This is a genomic window from Modestobacter sp. Leaf380, from assembly GCF_001424485.1.
Lineage (GTDB): Bacteria > Actinomycetota > Actinomycetes > Mycobacteriales > Geodermatophilaceae > Klenkia.
The window spans coordinates 52,047-69,314 of sequence record NZ_LMQC01000020.1 but is presented as its reverse complement, the minus strand read 5'-3'; the positions used below and the strand labels follow the sequence as shown (position 1 = coordinate 69,314).

The 17,268-nt window shown below is 75.2% G+C and carries 21 protein-coding genes; 11 read left to right on the top strand and 10 right to left on the bottom strand.

The window, feature by feature from the left end:
• From ASG41_RS15705 to ASG41_RS15690, 4 genes are read right to left on the bottom strand one after another with little or no spacing between them, the layout of a single operon-like run.
• The gene (locus tag ASG41_RS15705) at positions 1-942 is read right to left on the bottom strand and encodes an SDR family NAD(P)-dependent oxidoreductase (RefSeq protein WP_162245571.1); all 942 of its coding nucleotides are present in this window, start codon (positions 940-942) and stop codon (positions 1-3) included.
• A complete protein-coding gene (locus tag ASG41_RS15700) occupies positions 846-1,292 on the bottom strand; it encodes a nitroreductase family deazaflavin-dependent oxidoreductase (protein WP_056296981.1) in 447 nt (148 codons plus the stop codon). Before ASG41_RS15700 ends, ASG41_RS15705 begins: the two co-directional genes overlap by 97 nt.
• Before the next feature lie 44 nt (positions 1,293-1,336).
• Positions 1,337-2,062 carry a DUF4184 family protein gene (locus ASG41_RS15695; protein WP_056296978.1) on the bottom strand — a complete coding sequence of 242 codons (726 nt, stop codon included), beginning with the start codon at positions 2,060-2,062 and terminating at the stop codon, positions 1,337-1,339.
• A gap of 4 nt (positions 2,063-2,066) precedes the next feature.
• Complete coding sequence (locus tag ASG41_RS15690; RefSeq protein WP_056296975.1) at positions 2,067-2,294, bottom strand: DUF4287 domain-containing protein; 228 nt, start codon at positions 2,292-2,294, stop codon at positions 2,067-2,069.
• Between the two features lie 120 nt (positions 2,295-2,414).
• Between ASG41_RS15690 and ASG41_RS15685 the strand changes: the two genes are divergently transcribed.
• Complete coding sequence (locus tag ASG41_RS15685) at positions 2,415-2,942, top strand: antitoxin (protein ID WP_056296974.1); 528 nt, start codon at positions 2,415-2,417, stop codon at positions 2,940-2,942.
• On the top strand, positions 2,939-4,588 hold the full coding sequence (locus ASG41_RS15680) for a helicase HerA-like domain-containing protein (protein WP_082557010.1): 1,650 nt from the start codon (positions 2,939-2,941) through the stop codon (positions 4,586-4,588). The genes ASG41_RS15685 and ASG41_RS15680 overlap by 4 nt, the downstream gene beginning before the upstream one ends.
• A gap of 3 nt (positions 4,589-4,591) precedes the next feature.
• Here the strand turns inward: ASG41_RS15680 and ASG41_RS24015 are convergent, their stop codons facing one another.
• Positions 4,592-4,759, bottom strand: a complete 168-nt coding sequence (locus tag ASG41_RS24015; RefSeq protein ID WP_162245570.1) for a hypothetical protein — start codon at positions 4,757-4,759, stop codon at positions 4,592-4,594.
• 132 nt (positions 4,760-4,891) lie between these two features.
• Between ASG41_RS24015 and ASG41_RS15675 the strand changes: the two genes are divergently transcribed.
• The 4 genes from ASG41_RS15675 to ASG41_RS15660 all read left to right on the top strand — a co-directional run bounded on the left by ASG41_RS15675 (position 4,892) and on the right by ASG41_RS15660 (position 8,027).
• Complete coding sequence (locus tag ASG41_RS15675) at positions 4,892-5,539, top strand: SIMPL domain-containing protein (RefSeq protein ID WP_056296970.1); 648 nt, start codon at positions 4,892-4,894, stop codon at positions 5,537-5,539.
• A gap of 40 nt (positions 5,540-5,579) precedes the next feature.
• On the top strand, positions 5,580-6,506 hold the full coding sequence (locus ASG41_RS15670; protein WP_056296967.1) for a neutral zinc metallopeptidase: 927 nt from the start codon (positions 5,580-5,582) through the stop codon (positions 6,504-6,506).
• Complete coding sequence (locus ASG41_RS15665) at positions 6,503-7,279, top strand: enoyl-CoA hydratase/isomerase family protein (protein ID WP_056296965.1); 777 nt, start codon at positions 6,503-6,505, stop codon at positions 7,277-7,279. Before ASG41_RS15670 ends, ASG41_RS15665 begins: the two co-directional genes overlap by 4 nt.
• Positions 7,280-7,361: 82 nt before the next feature.
• Positions 7,362-8,027: an NADPH-dependent F420 reductase gene (locus ASG41_RS15660; RefSeq protein ID WP_056296963.1), complete on the top strand. Its 666-nt coding sequence runs from the start codon at positions 7,362-7,364 to the stop codon at positions 8,025-8,027.
• Between the two features lie 23 nt (positions 8,028-8,050).
• Here ASG41_RS15660 and ASG41_RS15655 read toward each other — a convergent pair whose 3' ends face one another.
• Entirely contained in the window at positions 8,051-8,878 is an 828-nt protein-coding gene (locus tag ASG41_RS15655; protein WP_056296960.1) for a siderophore-interacting protein, read from the bottom strand.
• A 107-nt stretch (positions 8,879-8,985) separates the two neighbouring features.
• Entirely contained in the window at positions 8,986-10,164 is a 1,179-nt protein-coding gene (locus tag ASG41_RS15650) for an acyl-CoA dehydrogenase family protein (RefSeq protein ID WP_056296953.1), read from the bottom strand.
• A gap of 176 nt (positions 10,165-10,340) precedes the next feature.
• On the opposite strand from ASG41_RS15650, the gene ASG41_RS15645 reads away from it, so the two are divergent.
• Complete coding sequence (locus ASG41_RS15645; RefSeq protein WP_157519458.1) at positions 10,341-11,000, top strand: hypothetical protein; 660 nt, start codon at positions 10,341-10,343, stop codon at positions 10,998-11,000.
• Complete coding sequence (locus tag ASG41_RS15640; RefSeq protein ID WP_056296947.1) at positions 10,997-11,635, top strand: hypothetical protein; 639 nt, start codon at positions 10,997-10,999, stop codon at positions 11,633-11,635. Before ASG41_RS15645 ends, ASG41_RS15640 begins: the two co-directional genes overlap by 4 nt.
• Positions 11,636-11,645: 10 nt before the next feature.
• On the opposite strand, the gene ASG41_RS15635 is transcribed toward ASG41_RS15640, so the two are convergent.
• Positions 11,646-12,158: a DUF6226 family protein gene (locus tag ASG41_RS15635; RefSeq protein ID WP_157519457.1), complete on the bottom strand. Its 513-nt coding sequence runs from the start codon at positions 12,156-12,158 to the stop codon at positions 11,646-11,648.
• A gap of 55 nt (positions 12,159-12,213) precedes the next feature.
• On the opposite strand from ASG41_RS15635, the gene purT reads away from it, so the two are divergent.
• Positions 12,214-13,404, top strand: coding sequence for a formate-dependent phosphoribosylglycinamide formyltransferase (purT, locus tag ASG41_RS15630; protein ID WP_056296941.1), 1,191 nt, complete (start codon positions 12,214-12,216; stop codon positions 13,402-13,404).
• On the opposite strand, the gene ASG41_RS15625 is transcribed toward purT, so the two are convergent.
• Positions 13,405-14,484, bottom strand: coding sequence for a winged helix DNA-binding domain-containing protein (locus ASG41_RS15625; protein WP_056296939.1), 1,080 nt, complete (start codon positions 14,482-14,484; stop codon positions 13,405-13,407).
• A 165-nt stretch (positions 14,485-14,649) separates the two neighbouring features.
• Here ASG41_RS15625 and ASG41_RS15620 point away from each other — a divergent pair, with 165 nt between their 5' ends.
• A complete protein-coding gene (locus tag ASG41_RS15620; RefSeq protein ID WP_082557008.1) occupies positions 14,650-15,894 on the top strand; it encodes a DUF2786 domain-containing protein in 1,245 nt (414 codons plus the stop codon).
• Positions 15,895-15,930: 36 nt separating this feature from the next.
• A complete protein-coding gene (locus tag ASG41_RS15615) occupies positions 15,931-16,146 on the top strand; it encodes a hypothetical protein (RefSeq protein WP_157519456.1) in 216 nt (71 codons plus the stop codon).
• Positions 16,147-16,149: 3 nt separating this feature from the next.
• On the opposite strand, the gene ASG41_RS15610 is transcribed toward ASG41_RS15615, so the two are convergent.
• Positions 16,150-17,175, bottom strand: coding sequence for a LacI family DNA-binding transcriptional regulator (locus ASG41_RS15610; protein ID WP_235564841.1), 1,026 nt, complete (start codon positions 17,173-17,175; stop codon positions 16,150-16,152).
• Positions 17,176-17,268 lie beyond the last annotated feature (93 nt).

Sequence of the window (17,268 nt, the reverse complement as noted above, 5' to 3'; positions counted from 1 at the left end):
TCAGGACCCTAGGCCGACGAGGGCCGCGGACAGGTCCCACAGCTCGCGGGCCCGGCGGTCGTCCCGGGCGGCCAGCAGGGTCAGGCCCGGCGAGCGGTCGACGTGGTACCCGCCGTTGCGCCAGCCCTCCTCGGCGGTGGCCAGCCAGACCATGGTGTCCGCGCCCTGTGCCGGGGTGCGGAAGAACGCGGTCAGCGGTGTGCGGAACGCCAGCCCGACCACCCCGCCGGACTGCACGCCGAACGAGCTGGCCACCGCGCCGGGGTCGTAGCAGGCGGCGGTCACGTCGGGGCCCCACCGGCGGGCCAGCTCCCGGGTGGTGAGCACGTTGGCGAACTTGGCCTTCGCGTACGCGCGGTTGGCCAGGTAGGGCGGCCGGGACTCGTAGGCCCGGGCCAGCCGGCCCCGCGGGACCCACCCGAACCGGTGCATGAAGGACGCCGTCGCCACCACCCGGCCGCGCGCGGCGCGCAGCTGCGGCTCCAGCAGCCGGGTCAGCAGGTACCCACCGAGGTGGTCGACCTGGAACGTCGTCTCGTGGCCGTCGACGGTGAGCCGCCGCGTGCCGAACGAGCCGCCGGCGTTGTTGCACAGCACGTCGACCCGGTCGAACCGGTCGGCGACGTCGGCGGCCAGCCGGCGGACGTCGTCGAGCCGGGCGAAGTCGGCGACCAGCGGCACGCTGCCGGGCAGGTCGGCGGCGACCCGGGCGGTCTTCTCCGGTGACCGGCCGACCACCACGACCTGCGCACCGTCGCGGTGCAGCCGGCGGGCCGCCGCCTCGCCGATGCCGTCGGAGGCACCGGTGACGACGACGACCCGGCCCGCTGCCGACCCGGGGGTGCTCAGGCCTTCCGCTCCACCAGGACGACCGGGATCTCCCGGTCGGTCCTGCGCTGGTAGTCGGCGTAGTCGGGGAAGGCCGCGACGGCCCGCTCCCACCACACGGCCTTCTCCTCGCCGCTGATCTCGCGGGCGACGCCGTCCCAGACCTGGTCGCCGTCCTGGACGGTGACCTCGTCGGGGTGCGCCAGGAGGTTGAGGTACCAGGTGGGGTGCTTGGGCGCACCGCCCTGGCTCGCGACCATGGCGTAGACGCCGTCGTGCTCGACCTTCATCAGCGGGTTCTTGCGGACCGCGCCGCTCTTGGCCCCGCGCGTGGTGAACACGACGACGGGCTCGGGGCGGCCCGGGAGGGTGTTGGCCTCCCGGCCGCCGCTGCGCTCGTAGGCCTCGACCTGGTCGCGGACCCACTTCTCCGGGCTGGGTACGTACTCGCCTTCCAGTGGCATGCCCCGACCCTAGGGCGACCCGGGCCGGGCGGCAGGGGGTCCGCTCAGCGGGACAGCACCCCGCGCAGCTGCCAGCCGACGACGAGCACGGCCGCCGCGCCCAGCGCCGCCCCGCCACCGCCGAAGGCCGCCTCGACCGCGGCGCTGCGGGTGTCCGGCTCCCCGGGTGCGGCGGCGAGGGCGCCGACGACGCCGGCGAGCGGCACGACCACCCACGGCCACGGGCGCCCGGGCGGCACCGGGGCGGGCGGGGTCCGCCGCCACCACGGCGCCACCCAGCCGGCCAGCACGAGCAGCCCCACCGCACCACCGACGTCGGCCAGCCAGCTGTACGCCGGCACCCCTGCCCACGGCTCGTACAGCACCGGCAGCAGGTCCACACCCCACCGGCGCGGGTGGGTGAACGCGTCGAGCACCACGTGGGTCGCCGCACCCACGACGACCGCTGCCGCGACCGGCACCAGGCCCTGCGCGCCGGTCAGCCGCCCGCGCAGCCCCAGCGGGACGCCGACCAGCCGGGCCCGCAGCGGCCGCGGCGCCGTCGCCACCAGGGGGCGGCTCACCAGCCCGTGCCACAGCGCCCACACCAGCAGCCCGGTGAGCAGGTCGACGGTGACGACCGCCGTCCAGGTGTGGGTCTTCCACAGCGGGTCGACCGGGACGTAGGAGGGCAGGTCGGGGACGACGCTGCCGACGACCAGCGCCGAGGCCGGCAGCCGGGTGCGCAGGAAGGGCAGGACGGCGACCGGGTGGGCGCCTGTGAAGGGCACCGGGTCAGCCCGCGGCGCGGTCCTCGGCCAGGGTGTGCGCGACGACGGCGTTGGCGTGCCCGTGGCCCATCCCGTGCTCGGTCTTCAGCCAGCCGACCAGCGCCATCTGCTTCGCGCCGGGCTCGGCGGCGATCCGCTCGCGGACGAGGGCCTTCCACTCGGCGACCGGCCGGCCGTACGTCTTCTCGATCGAGGGGAAGTAGCTGGCCGGGCCCTGCACCTTCTCGGTCACGCCCGGGATCCTGCCGGTCCGCCCCGCCGCCGTCGAGCTCCCCGGCGACCGTGTTGTGGGGCGGCCCCCCGACGGGCAGGGTGGTCCGGTCAGCACCCGTCGAACGGAAGGCCCGAGACCATGGACTTCGGCAGCATCGCCAAGAAGGCCCAGGACGCACTCACGGACGGCGCCGACAAGCTCCAGACGGCCCTGAAGGACAACTCCGGGAAGATCGAGCAGGCCGTGGACAAGGCCGGCCGCTTCGCCAAGGAGAAATTCCCGGACAAGGCCGAGCAGATCGACTCGGCGGCCGGCAAGGCCAAGGCCGCCGTCCCCCGCCACGAGGGCGCCGGGGACGCCGCCGGCACCGCGGGCTCCCCCGCCGACCTGACGACGCCGTCGACGGTCACCCCGCCCGTCGTGGGCACCCCGCCCGTGCCCACCCACACGGTGCCCACCCACACGGTGCCGACCCACACGGAGCCCGACGCCGGCGCCCCGGCGTGGGCCCCGCCGGGCAGCGCCACCCCGGAGGTCGACCGGGCAGCGGCAGCCGCGGCGGACACCCAGCCCTCGACGGTGCAGCCCTCGGAGCCCTCCAGCGCCGGCTTCGCCCCGCCGTCCCCGACCCCCGAGGTCGACCGCGTCGTGCGCGACCAGGAGTGACCACCCCGGGGCCGGACACCGCGGCCGCACCCGGGGCCGGCGAGGTGGACCCGGTCGTCGCGGAGATCGCGGCCGGCTACGCGTCGACCGGTCCGGCCCTGGAGTTCGGCTCCGTGGTGCACGGCGGGAGGGCGCACCCCGGCGCCCAGGTGCGGGTGCCGCTGTCGATGACGACCCGGCACGGCCTGATCGCCGGGGCCACCGGCACCGGCAAGACCAAGACCCTGCAGCTGCTGGCCGAGCAGCTCTCGGCGCAGGGCGTGCCGGTGGTGCTGGCCGACGTCAAGGGCGACCTGACGGGGCTGTCCCGGCCCGGGGAGCGCGGCGACCGGGTCACGCGGCGCGCCACGGACACCGCCGACGACTGGACACCGACCGGCTTCCCCGTCGAGTTCCTGGCCCTGGGCGGGCTGGGCACCGGGGTGCCGGTCCGCTCCACCATCACCGGCTTCGGGCCGGTGCTGCTGTCCAAGGTGATGGACCTCAACGCCACCCAGGAGAGCTCGCTGGGGCTCGTCTTCCACTACGCGGACGACGCCGGCCTGCCGCTGCTGGACCTCAAGGACCTGCGCGCGGTCATCTCCTGGCTGGTCAGCGACGAGGGCAAGGCCGACCTGCAGGGCCTCGGCGGGCTGTCCAAGGCCACCGCCGGGGTGATCCTGCGCAACCTGATCGCCCTGGAGGACCTGGGCGGCGACGTCTTCTTCGGCGAGCCCGAGTGGGACACCGCCGACCTGATGCGCACCGCGCCCGACGGCCGCGGCGTGATCAGCTCGGTCGAGCTCAGCCAGGTGCAGGACCGGCCGGCACTGTTCTCCACCTTCCTCATGTGGCTGCTCGCCGACCTCTTCGAGGAGCTGCCCGAGGTCGGTGAGGTCGACAAGCCCAAGCTGGTGTTCTTCTTCGACGAGGCGCACCTGCTCTTCACCGGGGCCAGCAAGGCGTTCCTGGAGTCGGTGACCCAGACCGTGCGGCTGATCCGGTCCAAGGGCGTCGGGGTCTTCTTCGTGACCCAGAACCCGACCGACGTCCCGACCCCGGTGCTGGGCCAGCTGGGCAACCGGGTGCAGCACGCGCTGCGCGCCTTCACCCCCGACGACGCGACCGCGCTGAAGAAGACCGTGAAGACCTACCCGAGGTCCACCGCCTACGACGTCGCGGAGACGCTGACGTCGCTGGGCACCGGCGAGGCGGTGGTGACCGTGCTGTCCGAGCGCGGCGCCCCCACCCCGGTCGCCTGGACGATGGTCCGGGCACCCCGCTCCTCCATGGGCCAGATCGACCCTGCCGAGCAGCAGGCCGCCGTCACCGCGTCGGTGCTGGCGGGGAGGTACGGGGCCGCCGTCGACCGGGAGTCGGCCTACGAACGGCTGGCCGCCCGGCTCGCCCCGCCACCGGCACCCGTCCCGGCGCCGGCCCCCGCGCCGACCCCTGCCCCGGTGCCACGCGACACCGACGGCTGGCGCGAGCCGGACCTCGACGGGCCGGCACCCCGGCCGCGACCGCGCCGGCAGCCCGCGCCCGAGCCCGACCTCGTCTCCACGGTGCTCGGCTCGTCGGCGTTCAGGGCCTTCGCCCGCTCCGCGGCGTCGGCACTGGGCCGGGAGATCACCCGCGGGGTGTTCGGCACCCGGCGTCGGCGGTGACGCTCACTCGTTCGGTGGGCGGATCAGGCTCACCACGACGAGCCCCGCGAACACGACGGCGAACAGCAGCGTCGAGCTCTGACCGAGCAGCCAGGACGTGAGGCCGGCACCCAGCAGGCACAGCACGCCGAGCACCGCCAGGGTGACGAACCTGCCCTCGAGCAGCGACACCGCGACTCCCTCCACCGGAGCCACCGACACTGTCAGGCGCGGGTCACGGACCCGTCACGATCTCGCCGGGTACACCGACTCGTGATCTGCCAGGGTGACCCCGTCACCCTGCGCCACCACCGAGGAGGTCCCGTGGAACCCGCGCCCCGCGTCGTCGTCCGCGGCGACGTCACCCACCGGGTGGCCCCCGACCACGCCGAGCTGACCCTCACCGTCACCGGCCGGGACCGGCAGCGCGACCGTGCGCTGGCCCTCGTCGCCGACCACCAGCGCGGGGTCACCGACCTGCTGGAGCGCTTCGCCGACCTGGTCACCGAACACTCGACCCAGGGCGTGAGCGTGCACCCCGTCGTCGAGGGGCGGCACCGGGTCACCGGCCACCTGGCCTCGGTGTCCACCCGGGTCCGGGTCGCCGAGGTCGGGCGCGCCGGGGAGCTCGCCGTCGCCGCGGCCGCGCTGGGGGGCTGCGAGCTGTGGGGGCCGCACTGGGGCCTGGACCCGGACTCCCCCGCGCACGCCGCGGCCCGGACCGCGGCGATCGGCGAGGCGGTCACCCGGGCCCGCGGGTACGCCGCGGCCGTGGGCAGCACGCTCACCGGCCTGGTCGAGCTGCGCGACGTGGGTGCCGGTCACGGTGGGCTGCCGGTGTCCGCGACGGCCTCGCGCGCCTCCGGCCTGCCGGAGGCACCCGAGTTCGACCTCACCCCGGCACTGCAGGACGTGCACGGCGCCGTCGAGGCCGTGTTCACCCTCACCCCACCCGACCTGGACGCGCTGTGAGCACAGCCCGCCCGACCACGACCACCACGCAGGAGCAGCCATGAGGTACCGCGAGGGCGCCGACATCGACACCTCCGGAGTGCAGGACCGTCGCGGCGGGGGCGGTGGTCGGGGCGGCCGCGGCCTGGCCGTCGGCGGCGGTGGGCTCGGCGTCGTCGGGCTGATCGTCGTGGTGCTGTTCCAGGTCCTCGGCGGCGGCGGGGGCGGGGGCGGGTCCGCGTCGTCCGGGCTGCAGGACGTGCTCGGCGGGCTGAGCCAGGGCGAGACCGCCGACAACACCCAGCTGGAGCAGTCCTGCCAGACCGGGGCCGACGCCAACGACAGCGCCGACTGCGCGACGGCGGCCAACATCGACTCGATCCAGGACTTCTGGGAGCAGAACCTGGAGGGCTACGTGCCCACCGACACCGTGTTCTTCTCCGGCCAGGTGCAGACCCGGTGCGGTGGGGCGACCTCGGGCTCGGGGCCGTTCTACTGCCCGGCCGACCAGCTGGTCTACATCGACCTGTCCTTCTACCAGGACCTGCAGACCCAGTTCGGCGCCGAGGGCGGGCCCTTCGTCAACGCCTACATCCTGGCCCACGAGTACGGCCACCACGTGCAGAACCTGCTGGGCACCAACGCCCAGGTCCAGCCCGGGGAGACCGGCCCCACCAGCGGCACCGTGCGGCTGGAGCTGCAGGCCGACTGCTACGCCGGCACCTGGGCCAACCACGCCACGACCGTGCCCGACGAGTCCGGGGCGCCGCTGATCGAGGAGATCACCTCCGACGACGTCGACGCGGCCCTCGACGCCGCCGGCCGGATCGGCGACGACTTCATCCAGACCAACCTGGGCAACGGCAACGTCGACCAGGACGCCTTCACCCACGGCTCCTCCGAGCAGCGCCAGCGCTGGTTCACCACCGGCTTCGAGTCCGGTGACCCCAACGCCTGCGACACCTTCGGCACCGACGACCTGGGATGAGCGACCTCACGGTCACGGTCGACGGGCCGGTCGCCACGCTGACCATCGACCGGGCGCACAAGCGCAACGCGATGACCGGTGCCATGTGGGCCGCGGTCCCGGGACTGCTGGACGGCCTGGCCGCCGACGAGCGGGTCCGGGTGCTGGTGGTGACCGGGGCCGGCCCCTCGTTCTGCTCCGGCGCCGACATCTCCGACCTGCTCGGCGGCCCGGACCCCGCCGACCCGATGGCGCAGCTGCGGGCGGCGAACCTGGCCGCCCAGCACGCCCTCCGGCACTTCCCGCGCCCGACGGTCGCGCTGGTCCGCGGGCACTGCATCGGCGGCGGCGTCGAGCTCGCGGCCTGCTGCGACCTGCGGTTCGCCGACGACACCGCCGTCTTCGGTGTCACCCCGGCCAAGGTCGGCATCGTCTACCCACCGGCCCCGACCCGGGCCCTGCTGGACCTGGTCGGGCCGGCCACCACGAAGCGGCTGCTGCTCAGCGGGGAGCTGCTGGACGCCGCGACCGCGCTGCGGGTGGGCCTGGTCGACGAGGTGACCTCCCCCGCCGACCTGGCCGACGTCGTCGCCCGGTCCGCCACCGTCCTCGCCTCCCGGTCGGCGCTGTCCCAGCGGGCCACCAAGGAGGTCGTCGCCGCCCTCCTGCACGGCGGGGACGCCGAGGCCGTCGCGGACCGCTGGTACCGGGAGACCACCACCGCCGGCGAGCTGGCCGAGGGCGTGGCCGCATTCACCCAGCGCCGTCCCCCGCGCTTCCCGTGGACCGGCTGAGCGGAGTGCCGGCGCCCAGGAGAACTCCTCCCGGGCACTCCGCAGGGAGGAATGCGCGGGGACGCCCGGCGTTCGACCCCACATGACCACCATCGGCATCATCGGCGCCGGCCAGATCGGCGCCCAGCTCGCCCGCATCAGCACCGACGCCGGCTACGACGTCGTCCTGTCCAACTCCCGCGGCCCGGAGACCCTGGCCGACCTGGTCGCCGAGATCGAGGCCCGCCCGTCGCGGCAGGGCTCCATCCGGGCGGCCACCGCCACCGAGGCCGGGGAGGCCGGCGAGGTCGTCGTCGTCACCGTCCCGCTGAAGAACCTGGCCGACGTGCCGGTCGAGCCGCTGGCCGGCAAGACCGTCATCGACACCAACAACTACTACCCCGAGCGGGACGGCCACATCGCCGAGCTCGACGAGGAGACGACGACCACCGCGGAGATGGCCCAGCGCCACCTGCCCACCTCGACGGTCGTCAAGGCGTTCAACCACATCTACAGCGAGCACCTGACCAGCAAGCGCACCGCCACCGGCACCGAGCACCGCCGGGCGCTGGTCATCGCCGGGGACGACGCCGACGCCAAGGCGTGGGTGGCCGGCTACATCGACGCCATCGGCTTCGACACCTTCGACGTCGGCCCGCTCGCCGAGGGCTGGCGCATCCAGCGCGACACCCCCGGCTACGGCCCGGAGTTCGACGTCGAGCAGCTCCGCGAGGCCACGGCCCAGGCCAAGCGCTACCGCGACATGTGACCCACGGGGCCGCGCCCGCCGTCTCAGACGGTGAGCGCGGCCTCGTCGGCCTCGACGGCGGCGTTCCACTCGGGCTTCTCGGCCTGCCACCGGTCCTCGGTGCGGCCCAGCCGCCAGTAGCCCGACACGCTCATCAGCTCGCGCGGCAGGTCCAGCTCGGCCCGCAGGAACCGGCGCAGCTCGCGGACGAACCCGGCCTCCCCGTGCACGAAGGCGTGCGGGGTGCCCTCGGGACGGTCCGCGGCCAGCACCGCCGCCGTGAGGGCGGCACCGACCGGCTGCGAACCGCGGTACACCCAGGTGACGCCGGGCAGGTCCTGCTCGTCGGCCGGGCCCTCGACCTCGACGAACACCTGCGCCGGGACGCCGTCCGGCAGCCGGGGCAGCGCCGCGGCGATCGCGGGCAGCGCGGAGTCGTCGCCGGCCAGCAGGTGCCAGGCGGCGTCCGGGGCGGGGGCGTAGGCGCCGCCGGGCCCGGCGAACTGCAGCAGGTCGCCGGGCTGCGCGGCCGCGGCCCAGGGGCCGGCGACGCCGTCGTCCCCGTGGGTGACGAAGTCGATGGTGAGCTCGGTGGCCTCGGCGTCCCAGGCGCGCACGGTGTACGTGCGGCTGACCGGCCACAGCTCGCGCGGCTGCTCGGCCTGGACGGCGTCGACGTCGAAGGGCGCGGCGTAGGGCGCCCCGGCCGGTGGGAGCTGCAGCTTGACGTAGTGGTCGGTGAAGTCGCCGGCGCCGAAGCCGGCCAGCGACTCCCCGCCGAGGACGACACGGACCAGGTGCGGGGTCACCCGCTCGGTGCGGACGACGGTGCCCACCCGGGTCACCCGGCGCTTGCGCGGTGCCTGTGTCACGCGGTCCTCCACGGTCGTACTGGTTAGGGTCACCTAACTGTACGCCCCGCGGGTGGAGTGGCAGGGCGCGGATCCCGCGTCCCTGTCACTCCACCAGCGCTGCAGCCTCAGACGAAGGCGCTCATCCCGGTGACCGAGCGGCCCACGATGAGGGTGTTCATCTCCCGGGTGCCCTCGTAGGAGTACAGCGCCTCGGCGTCGTTGAAGTACCGGATGACGTTGTTCTCCAGCACGATCCCGTTGCCCCCGAACAGCTCGCGGGCCATCGCCACGGTCTCCCGCCCGCGGGCGGTGACGTAGGCCTTGGCCAGCGCGGCCTGGTCGTCGCGCAGGTCGTCGGTCTCCTGCAGCTGGGCGATCCGCACGACCATGCCCAGCGAGGCGGTGACGTTGCCGAGCATCTTGGCCAGCAGGTCCTGGATCAGCTGGTAGCTGCCGATCGGCTTGCCGAACTGCTCGCGCTCCTTGGCGTAGGCCACCGCGTACTCGTAGGCGCCCATCTGGCAGCCGACACCGGACCAGGCCACCCCGCCGCGGGTCACCTTGAGGACCTTGTTGACGTCCTTGAAGGTGTTGCCGCCCTCGAGCTTGTGGTCGGCGGGGATGCGGCAGTCGACGAAGGTGATGTCGGCGTTCTGCACGGTCCGCAGCGCGAACTTGTCCTCGATCTTGGTGGCGGTGAAGCCCGGGGTGCCCTTGTCCACGACGAAGGTCTTCACCGCGTCGTCGGCCTCGTCCCGGGCGAAGACGACGACGTGGTCGGCGAAGGTGCCGTTGCCGATCCAGCGCTTGGCGCCGTTGAGCACCCAGGAGTCACCGTCCCGGCGGGCGGTGGTGCGCAGGCCGCGGGCGACGTCGGAACCGCCCTCGGGCTCGGTGAGGGCGAAGGCGCCGATCTTGTCCATCGACATCATCTCCGGGATCCAGCGCTGCCGCTGCTCCTCCGAGCCCAGGATCATGATCGAGCCCATCGCCAGGCCGTTGTGCACGCCCAGGAAGGTGGCGATCGAGGGGTCGACGCGGGACAGCTCCAGTGCCTGGAACCCGCCGTAGAGCTTGGACGCCGGCACCCGGCCGTCCCACTCGTAGGCGCGCCCCACCACGTCGATCGAGGCGAACTCGGGGATCAGGTCCATCGGGAACTCGGCGGCGGCCCAGGCGGCGTTCACCCGCGGGCGCACCTTCTCGTCCAGGAACTCCCGGAGCGACTGCAGCTCCTTGCGCTCCTCGTCGGACAGCAGGGTCTCGTACCCGAAGAAGTCCCCGGTCAGCAGGTCGGCGGTCATGTGGTGGGTTCTCCTCGTGACGACGGCGTCTACCCGTCGATGGTCCGCCGGTCACCCGCCGGTAGCCACTCCGGGGCGGTGGGCGTCGTCACCGTCGACCGGCCGACCGTCGGAGGGCCCTGCCTCACTGGTGTCGCCGTCACCACCCACCGTTGCCCGGAGGTCACGTGCGGTTCGTGAGGGGTCTCGTCCTGGGGCTGGGGCTGGGGTCCGTGGGTGCCTTCGCGGCCGACGTCGCCCGTCCGTACTCGGCCCTGTCCGCGTTCGTCCTGCTCACCGTGTCCGGGCTCCTCGCCCTGCGCTCCCCGCAGCGCCCGCGACCGGGCACCCGACCGGGCCGCGGACGGACACCCGCCCGGCCCCCCGGCACCCCCGGCTTCTCCTCCGGCCGGGTCCTGGGGGACGCCCTGGAGTGGGCGACGCGGCAGCACGGTGTGACGACGCTGGAACGCATCGAGGTGACCGACGACGAGGTCGAGCTGACCGTGGCCGGTCCGACGGTGCTGACGACCATCACGGTGCGCGCGGACCCGTCCGCGCCGGGCGGGTTCACCGCCCGCGTCGAGCCCGCCGCGGCGGACCCGGCGAGCGGCCCGTTCCCGCCCGTCCGCTTCTCCCCCCGGGACGTCGGTCCCCACGCGTTGTCCCGGGTCCTCGACCGGGCCCGCCTGCAGCACCCCGACACCTGGGGTGGGGACCAGGACCTGGTGACGGTCGTGGACGTGCCCACGGGGTTGCGCGACGAGGTCACCCTCCGGGTGCAGGGCGACTGGGGCGACGTGCTCTGGGCCACGGCGTCCGGGGACCTCCTCTACGTCCAGCAGGACGCGCTGTGACCCCGCCGATCCCCTCGGCCACCGCGCCCGCCGGCGGCCGGTCCGGGCCCGGTGGGCGTGCCGTGGGCCTGGTCGTGGGCCTCCTGCTGTGCCTCGGCGCGGTGGTCGCGGAGAAGGCCGGCCTGGCGCCCGCGCTCGCCTCCCAGGGGTCCGACGAGGCAGCGGACCGCTCCACCGAGGACGTCCCCTTCACCGAGCCCGACCGCCTGCAGACCGCGCTCGACGCCGCCGTCGCCCAGGCCGGCAGCAGCCGTGCGACCCAGGTCTCGGTGGACGACGGCGAGGTCTCGGTCGTGCTCTTCGACCCGACCAGCCAGGTCTGGACCCGGTACCACGAGTACGCCTTCGACTCCCCCGGCGACGGCGACTCCGACACGCTGGCCTCGGCACCGCCGCCGGAGGCGGAGTTCGCCCTCGACGGGGTCACCGGTGCTGTGCTGACCGACCTGCTCACCACGGGCAACCGGGCGCTGCGCCAGGACGCCGAGGACGTCGACTTCCTTCAGCTGGTCGTGGAACGGCCCTTCCCCGCCTACGGCGACGTGCTCGTGACGGTCTCCGAGCGCTACAGCCCGTCGAGCTCGCGGGTGTGGTTGTCGCTGGAGGGCACGGTGCTGCGCGCCGAGGTCGACTGACCCGCCGGCCTCACCCGGTGCGCGCCGGCCACGCCGCCCACGCCGTCCGACCGCGGGGAGTGGACCGCCCGGTCTGCTGACCCTGGCTCCGGCCCGCCCACGCGACGCGCACCAAGCCGCCTCGCCACCCGCCGGTGACCTCCTCGACCAGGTCACCGTCGACCGTCGAGGCCACCAGGGTCTCCAGGTCCTCGGCCAGGTCGACCGGGTCCTCGTCGCAGGCGTCGCAGCCGCAGCTGGGGAAGGACTCCTCCAAGTAGCGACCGGCCCGCACCCGGACCCCGGGGAAGTCGGTCCACACCACCACCAGCTCGGCCGCACCCGGGTGCCCCGGGACGAGCCTGACCGCGGCCGTCTCCCCGGGCCCGATGGCGGGCGCCGGCTCGGACCGGACGTCGTGGCGGGCGAGCAGCCCCTCCACCAGATCCCGGGCGTGAGTGCCCACCGGTGCGTACCGCCCGGCGTCGGTCACCCGGCTGTACGCCTCCTCGGGTGGGCCCCCTGGTCCCCAGCGTCCGGTCACCTGCGCGACCGTAGGGGCCTCCGCGCCTGCCGGCGAGGCCGTTTAGCCTCCACGCATGGTCTCCCTGGGCACGCCGCTCTCCCCGTCCGCGACCCGCGTGATGCTGCTGGGCAGCGGTGAGCTGGCCAAGGAGGTGCTGATCGCGCTGCAGCGCCTGGGCGTGGAGACCATCGCGGTGGACCGCTACGACGACGCGCCCGGCCACCAGGTCGCCCACCACCAGCGCACCATCACCATGAGCGACCCGGCGCAGCTGCGCGCACTCGTCGAGGCGGAGCGACCCGACGTCGTCGTCCCCGAGATCGAGGCGATCGCGACCCCGACGCTGGTGGAGCTGGAGGCCGAGGGCGTCCGGGTGGTGCCGACCGCCCGCGCGGCCCGGCTGACCATGGACCGGGAGGGCATCCGCCGCCTCGCCGCCGAGACCCTGGGCCTGCCGACCAGTGACTACCGGTTCTGCGACTCCCTCGAGGAGCTGCAGGCCGGTGCCACCGCCGTCGGGTTCCCGTGCGTGGTCAAGCCGGTGATGTCCTCCTCCGGGAAGGGGCAGAGCACCCTGCGCACCGCGGACGACGTCGCCGGTGCCTGGGAGCACGCGATGGCCGGCAGCCGGGTCGCCGGCACCCGGGTGATCGTGGAGGGCCTCGTCGACTTCGACTACGAGATCACCCTGCTGACCGTCCGCTCGCTGCGCGACGGGCAGCCGGTGACCGACTTCTGCGCGCCGATCGGCCACCGCCAGGAGGCCGGTGACTACGTCGAGAGCTGGCAGCCCCAGCCGATGTCCGAGCTCGCCCTGGAGCGGGCGCAGGCCATCGCGGCCGCGGTCACCGACGACCTGGGCGGGCTGGGCCTGTTCGGCGTCGAGCTGTTCGTCCGCGGCGACGACGTGTGGTTCTCCGAGGTCAGCCCGCGGCCCCACGACACCGGCATGGTCACCATGTCCACCCAGTGGCAGAACGAGTTCGAGCTGCACGCCCGCGCCCTGCTCGGCCTGCCGGTGGACACCTCGCTGCGCAATGCCGGCGCCTCGGCCGTCGTCTACGGCGGGGTGGAGGCCACCGGCATCGTCTTCGACGGCGTCGATGAGGCCCTCGCCGTCCCCGGGGTCGACATCCGCCTCTTCGGGAAGCCCGAGAGCTTCACCCGTCGCCGGATGGGCGTGGCCCTGGCCCGCGACGAAGACGTCGACACCGCCCGGGCCACCGCCCGCGACGCCGCCGGGAAGATCCGCCCGCGCGCCTGATCAGGCGTCGCCGCGGAAGACGAGCACCGCGGCCGCGGCCGCCTCGTACCGGGCCGCCACCTCGTCGGGCACGTCGACGAAGGGGGTGACGTCGACGGCCGCGCGCCCCCGGGTGACGACCCGGCGCCAGGTCCCCACCACCTGGCCGTCATCGACGACGAGGGGGGAGAACACGCCGTTCTGGCCGGGCACCACCCGGTCGGCGTGCTCAGGGGCCAACCCGTGCGAGCGGTCGGTGTAGCCCAGCAGCAGCTCGTCGTAGCCGGCCAGCGCCAGCACCCCGCAGGGCTCGGCCGGGGGCGGGTCACCGAGGGTCCAGTGCACCCCGTCCCCGCACCGCACCTCGGTCAGCTCGTCGCGCACCGCGGCCAGCCCGGCGCGGACCTCGGTGAGCGTCAGCTTGGTCCACCAGGCGAGGTCGCGGTCGCTGGCCGGCCCGTGTCCGGCCAGGTAGCGGCGGACCACCTCGGCCACGGCGCTCCCGCGGTCGGTCGGGGACTCCCCCGGAGCCCACTCGTCCAGCAGCACGAAGCCCTGCGCCGGACCGCCCGCCGCACCTCCGTGCCGGGGGCCCAGGCAGAGCAGCCCCTCGTGGGCCAGCCGGCCGTACAGGTGCGGCCCGCGCTGACCGGAGACGTCCAGCCCGGCCGCGGTGAAGGCCGCCAGCAACTCCGGCCGGGAGAGCACCCCACCCCCGGTCAGCTCGGCGCGGGCGACGGCGCCGGCCCGTGCGACGTCGGCCTCGGTCAGTCCCAGCTGCCGGTGCCGGCCGGCCGTCTGGGCGACCTGCCGCGCACCGGTCAGCGACAGCAGCAGCCGCAGGTCGGCCGGGGCGAGGGCGAACAGCGTGCCGCGCATCGGCCACGCCCGGACCACCTCGCCGGAGTCGAAGGCGGCCCAGACGTCCTCGACGCTGCTGCCGGCCAGCCGGGAGCCGATCGCCCACTCGACCTGCCGGAGGTCCTGGCCCTGCAGCGCGAACGCCCCGCGGACGACGTCGACGACCGACGTCCCCAGCGGGCGGGTCAGCCCCTGGGCGGCCAGCCGCATCCGCAGCAGGGTCCGCACGTCGACGTCCATCGGGCCTCCCGGGTCAGGTGGGCGGCACGGTAGCGCCGGGGTCCGACGGTCCGGGCCGGCACAGGAGGGGACGGCGGTGCCGGCCGTCGTCCACACCGGGGGGTGCCGTCCACCGGCCCCACCCGCGGGGGCCGTGCCGACGCCGGGGTGGGGCAGGCTCGGGGCATGCGCACCCCCTGGCGGACCGGCCGCGCCCGGCGGCCCGACGACGACCCGGTCCTGGCGCTGGTGCTGGCCGCGGCCGACGCGGTACGGGAGGCCGACCTCCCCGCGGAGGCACTCGACCCGGTGACCGCCGAGCTGGCCCGGCGGGTGCCCGGGGTCGACTCCCCCGACGTGCAGGACGCCCTGGTCCGGGCGGTGTCCGACCTGCACGACCGGGGCTGGCAGCCCGCCGACGTCGTGCACGTCACCGGTCGCCGGGTCAACCGGCGGGCCGGGCGGTTGGCCGCCGCGGTGCTGGTCACCGACGCTGCCACCACCCGGGCGGCCGACCGGGCACCGCTGGCCTGGGCCGACCAGCTCCCCGGCCTCGGGACGGCGTCCGGGCTCAGCGGCTGGCGGGCCACCACCGAGGTCGACGCGGCCACCGCGTGGCGGGACGTCGTCCGGGTGCTGGCGCTGCTGCCCACGCTCCCCCGGCTCGAGCAGCTGCTGCCCGGGCCGTCCGCCTGGCCCGAGCACCGGGCGGCCCGCGGCCCGGCCCGCGGCGGTCCCGTGGACCAGAAGGTGCTGGGCCGGGTGCGCGGGCTGCTGGCCAAGGCCGAGCGCACCGAGTTCCCGGAGGAGGCCGACGCGCTGACCGCGAAGGCCCAGCAGCTGATGAGCCGGCACGCCATCGATGCCGCGGTGCTCGCCGACCGCGGGACGGTCGACCTGGGCGCGGACGTGCTGGCCCGACGACTGCACCTGGACGACCCCTACGCCGAACCCAAGGCCCACCTGCTCCAGGCCGTCGCCACGGCGAACGGCTGCCGGGTGGTGCTGCTGACCGAGCTGGGCATCGCCACGGTCGTCGGGCTCCCGACCGACCTGGAGCTGGTGGAGCTGCTGTTCACCTCGCTGCTGCTGCAGGCCACCCGCGCCCTGGCCGCCGCCACCTCCGGCGGCGCGGGTGCCCGCACGGCGGTCTTCCGCCGCGGCTTCCTCTACTCCTACGCCACCCGGGTGGGCGAACGGCTCGTCCAGGCGCGGGAGCAGGCCACCGCCGAGGCGGCCGGTGCGCACGGCAGCGCCCTGGTCCCGGTGCTCGCCCGCCGCGACGAGGCGGTCGCCGCGACCGTGCAGGAGCTCTTCCCGCGGCTGCGCACCCGGCCGGGCCGGACGGTGGACGCCGCGGGCTGGCACGCCGGCCGTCGGGCCGCCGAGGACGCCGACCTGGGACCGGGGCGGACGCCGCTGCACCGGTGACCCCACCGCGCCCGCGGGTGCGCCATGATCAGCGGCGTGGACACGACCCTGGTGCGCTGGGCCCTCGCGGTGGCGTTGCTGGGTGCCGGCGCGGTGCTGCTCGCGGTCTTCCTCCGGGTCGTCCGCCCGGCGATGAAGGCCGGCGGCCCACCGGACGGCCGGGCCGCGCTGCGCCGGATGGCCCTGCTGCCGGCCGGACTGGCCTGCACGGCCGCCGGGCTGGCCGTCGCGGTCAGCGCACTCCTGAGCTGAGGTTCAGCGCCGCACGGGCCCGGTCGAGGCCCGCACCACCAGCCGGCTGGGCACCACGACCGGCTGACCCTGGAACCACCGCTCGGCTGCGTCGATCCGCTCGACCAGGACGTCGACGCACCGCCGTCCCACCTCGGCGAAGTCCTGGTGCACCGTGGTCAGCGGCGGCCGCAGGTACCCCGCCTCGGCGATGTCGTCGAAGCCCACGACGCTGACGTCGCCGGGCACGTCCACCCCGGCCTCGGACAGCGCCCGCACCAACCCCAGCGCCATGTGGTCGTTCCCCACGAAGACCGCGGTGACCTCGGGCCACCGCTCGTGCAGCAGCAGCCCGGCGTCGTACCCGGACCGCGCGCTCCAGTCCCCGGCCAGCGGCTCCCGCGCGGTCAGCCCGGCCGCGAGGACCGCCTGCCGCCAGCCGTCGGCCCGGGCGTTGGCCTCCAGCCAGTCCTCCCGGCCGCGGACGTGCGCGATCTCGGTGTGGCCCAGCTCGATGAGGTGACGGGTGGCCTGCAGTGCGCCGTCGAACTGGTCCACCACCACCGACGGCACGCCCGGTGCCGCCCCGCCCTCGACCGCCACGGCCGGCAGGTCCGCCGGGAGCCCCGCCATCACCTGGACCGCGGCCCGCTGCGGGGCCAGGACCACCACACCGCACACCGACTGGTCGACCAACCGGTCGACGGCGTCGGCGAAGGCCTGCGGGTCCGGGTCGGGCACGGTGACCACGTGCACCTCGTAGCCGGCCGCGCGGGCGGCCTGCTCCAGGCTGAACAGCGTGCTGGCCGGGCCGTGCAGCGTGGTGTCGAAGGCGATCACGCCGATGGTGTCGGACTGCCGGCGGGCCAGCGCCCGCGCCGTCAGGTTGCGCCGGTAGCCCAGCTTGGCCATCGCGGCCAGCACGCGCTCGCGGGTCTCGTCCTTGACGTAGGGGTGGTCGTTGAGCACCCGCGAGACGGTCTGGTGGGAGACCCCGGCGAGCTGGGCGACGTCGGCCATGACGGCCGGTCGGCTCGACCGTGGCTCCACCCTGACCTCCCGCCCGCCCGCCGGCGGTGTCCGGGGGTCCGGTCCGGATCGTCTCACCCGCGGGGCGGGGACGAGGCCCGCGGCCTCCTCGTC

Bases quoted from the DNA above. Each gene is read 5' to 3' on its own strand.
- ASG41_RS15700 (WP_056296981.1), bottom strand. From the start codon at position 1,292: ATGCCACTGGAAGGCGAGTACGTACCCAGCCCGGAGAAGTGGGTCCGC.
- ASG41_RS15685 (WP_056296974.1), top strand. From the start codon at position 2,415: ATGGACTTCGGCAGCATCGCCAAGAAGGCCCAGGACGCACTCACGGAC.
- ASG41_RS15670 (WP_056296967.1), top strand. From the start codon at position 5,580: ATGAGGTACCGCGAGGGCGCCGACATCGACACCTCCGGAGTGCAGGAC.
- ASG41_RS15665 (WP_056296965.1), top strand. From the start codon at position 6,503: ATGAGCGACCTCACGGTCACGGTCGACGGGCCGGTCGCCACGCTGACC.
- ASG41_RS15660 (WP_056296963.1), top strand. From the start codon at position 7,362: ATGACCACCATCGGCATCATCGGCGCCGGCCAGATCGGCGCCCAGCTC.
- ASG41_RS15650 (WP_056296953.1), bottom strand. From the start codon at position 10,164: ATGACCGCCGACCTGCTGACCGGGGACTTCTTCGGGTACGAGACCCTG.
- purT (WP_056296941.1), top strand. From the start codon at position 12,214: ATGGTCTCCCTGGGCACGCCGCTCTCCCCGTCCGCGACCCGCGTGATG.
- ASG41_RS15625 (WP_056296939.1), bottom strand. From the start codon at position 14,484: ATGGACGTCGACGTGCGGACCCTGCTGCGGATGCGGCTGGCCGCCCAG.
- ASG41_RS15620 (WP_082557008.1), top strand. From the start codon at position 14,650: ATGCGCACCCCCTGGCGGACCGGCCGCGCCCGGCGGCCCGACGACGAC.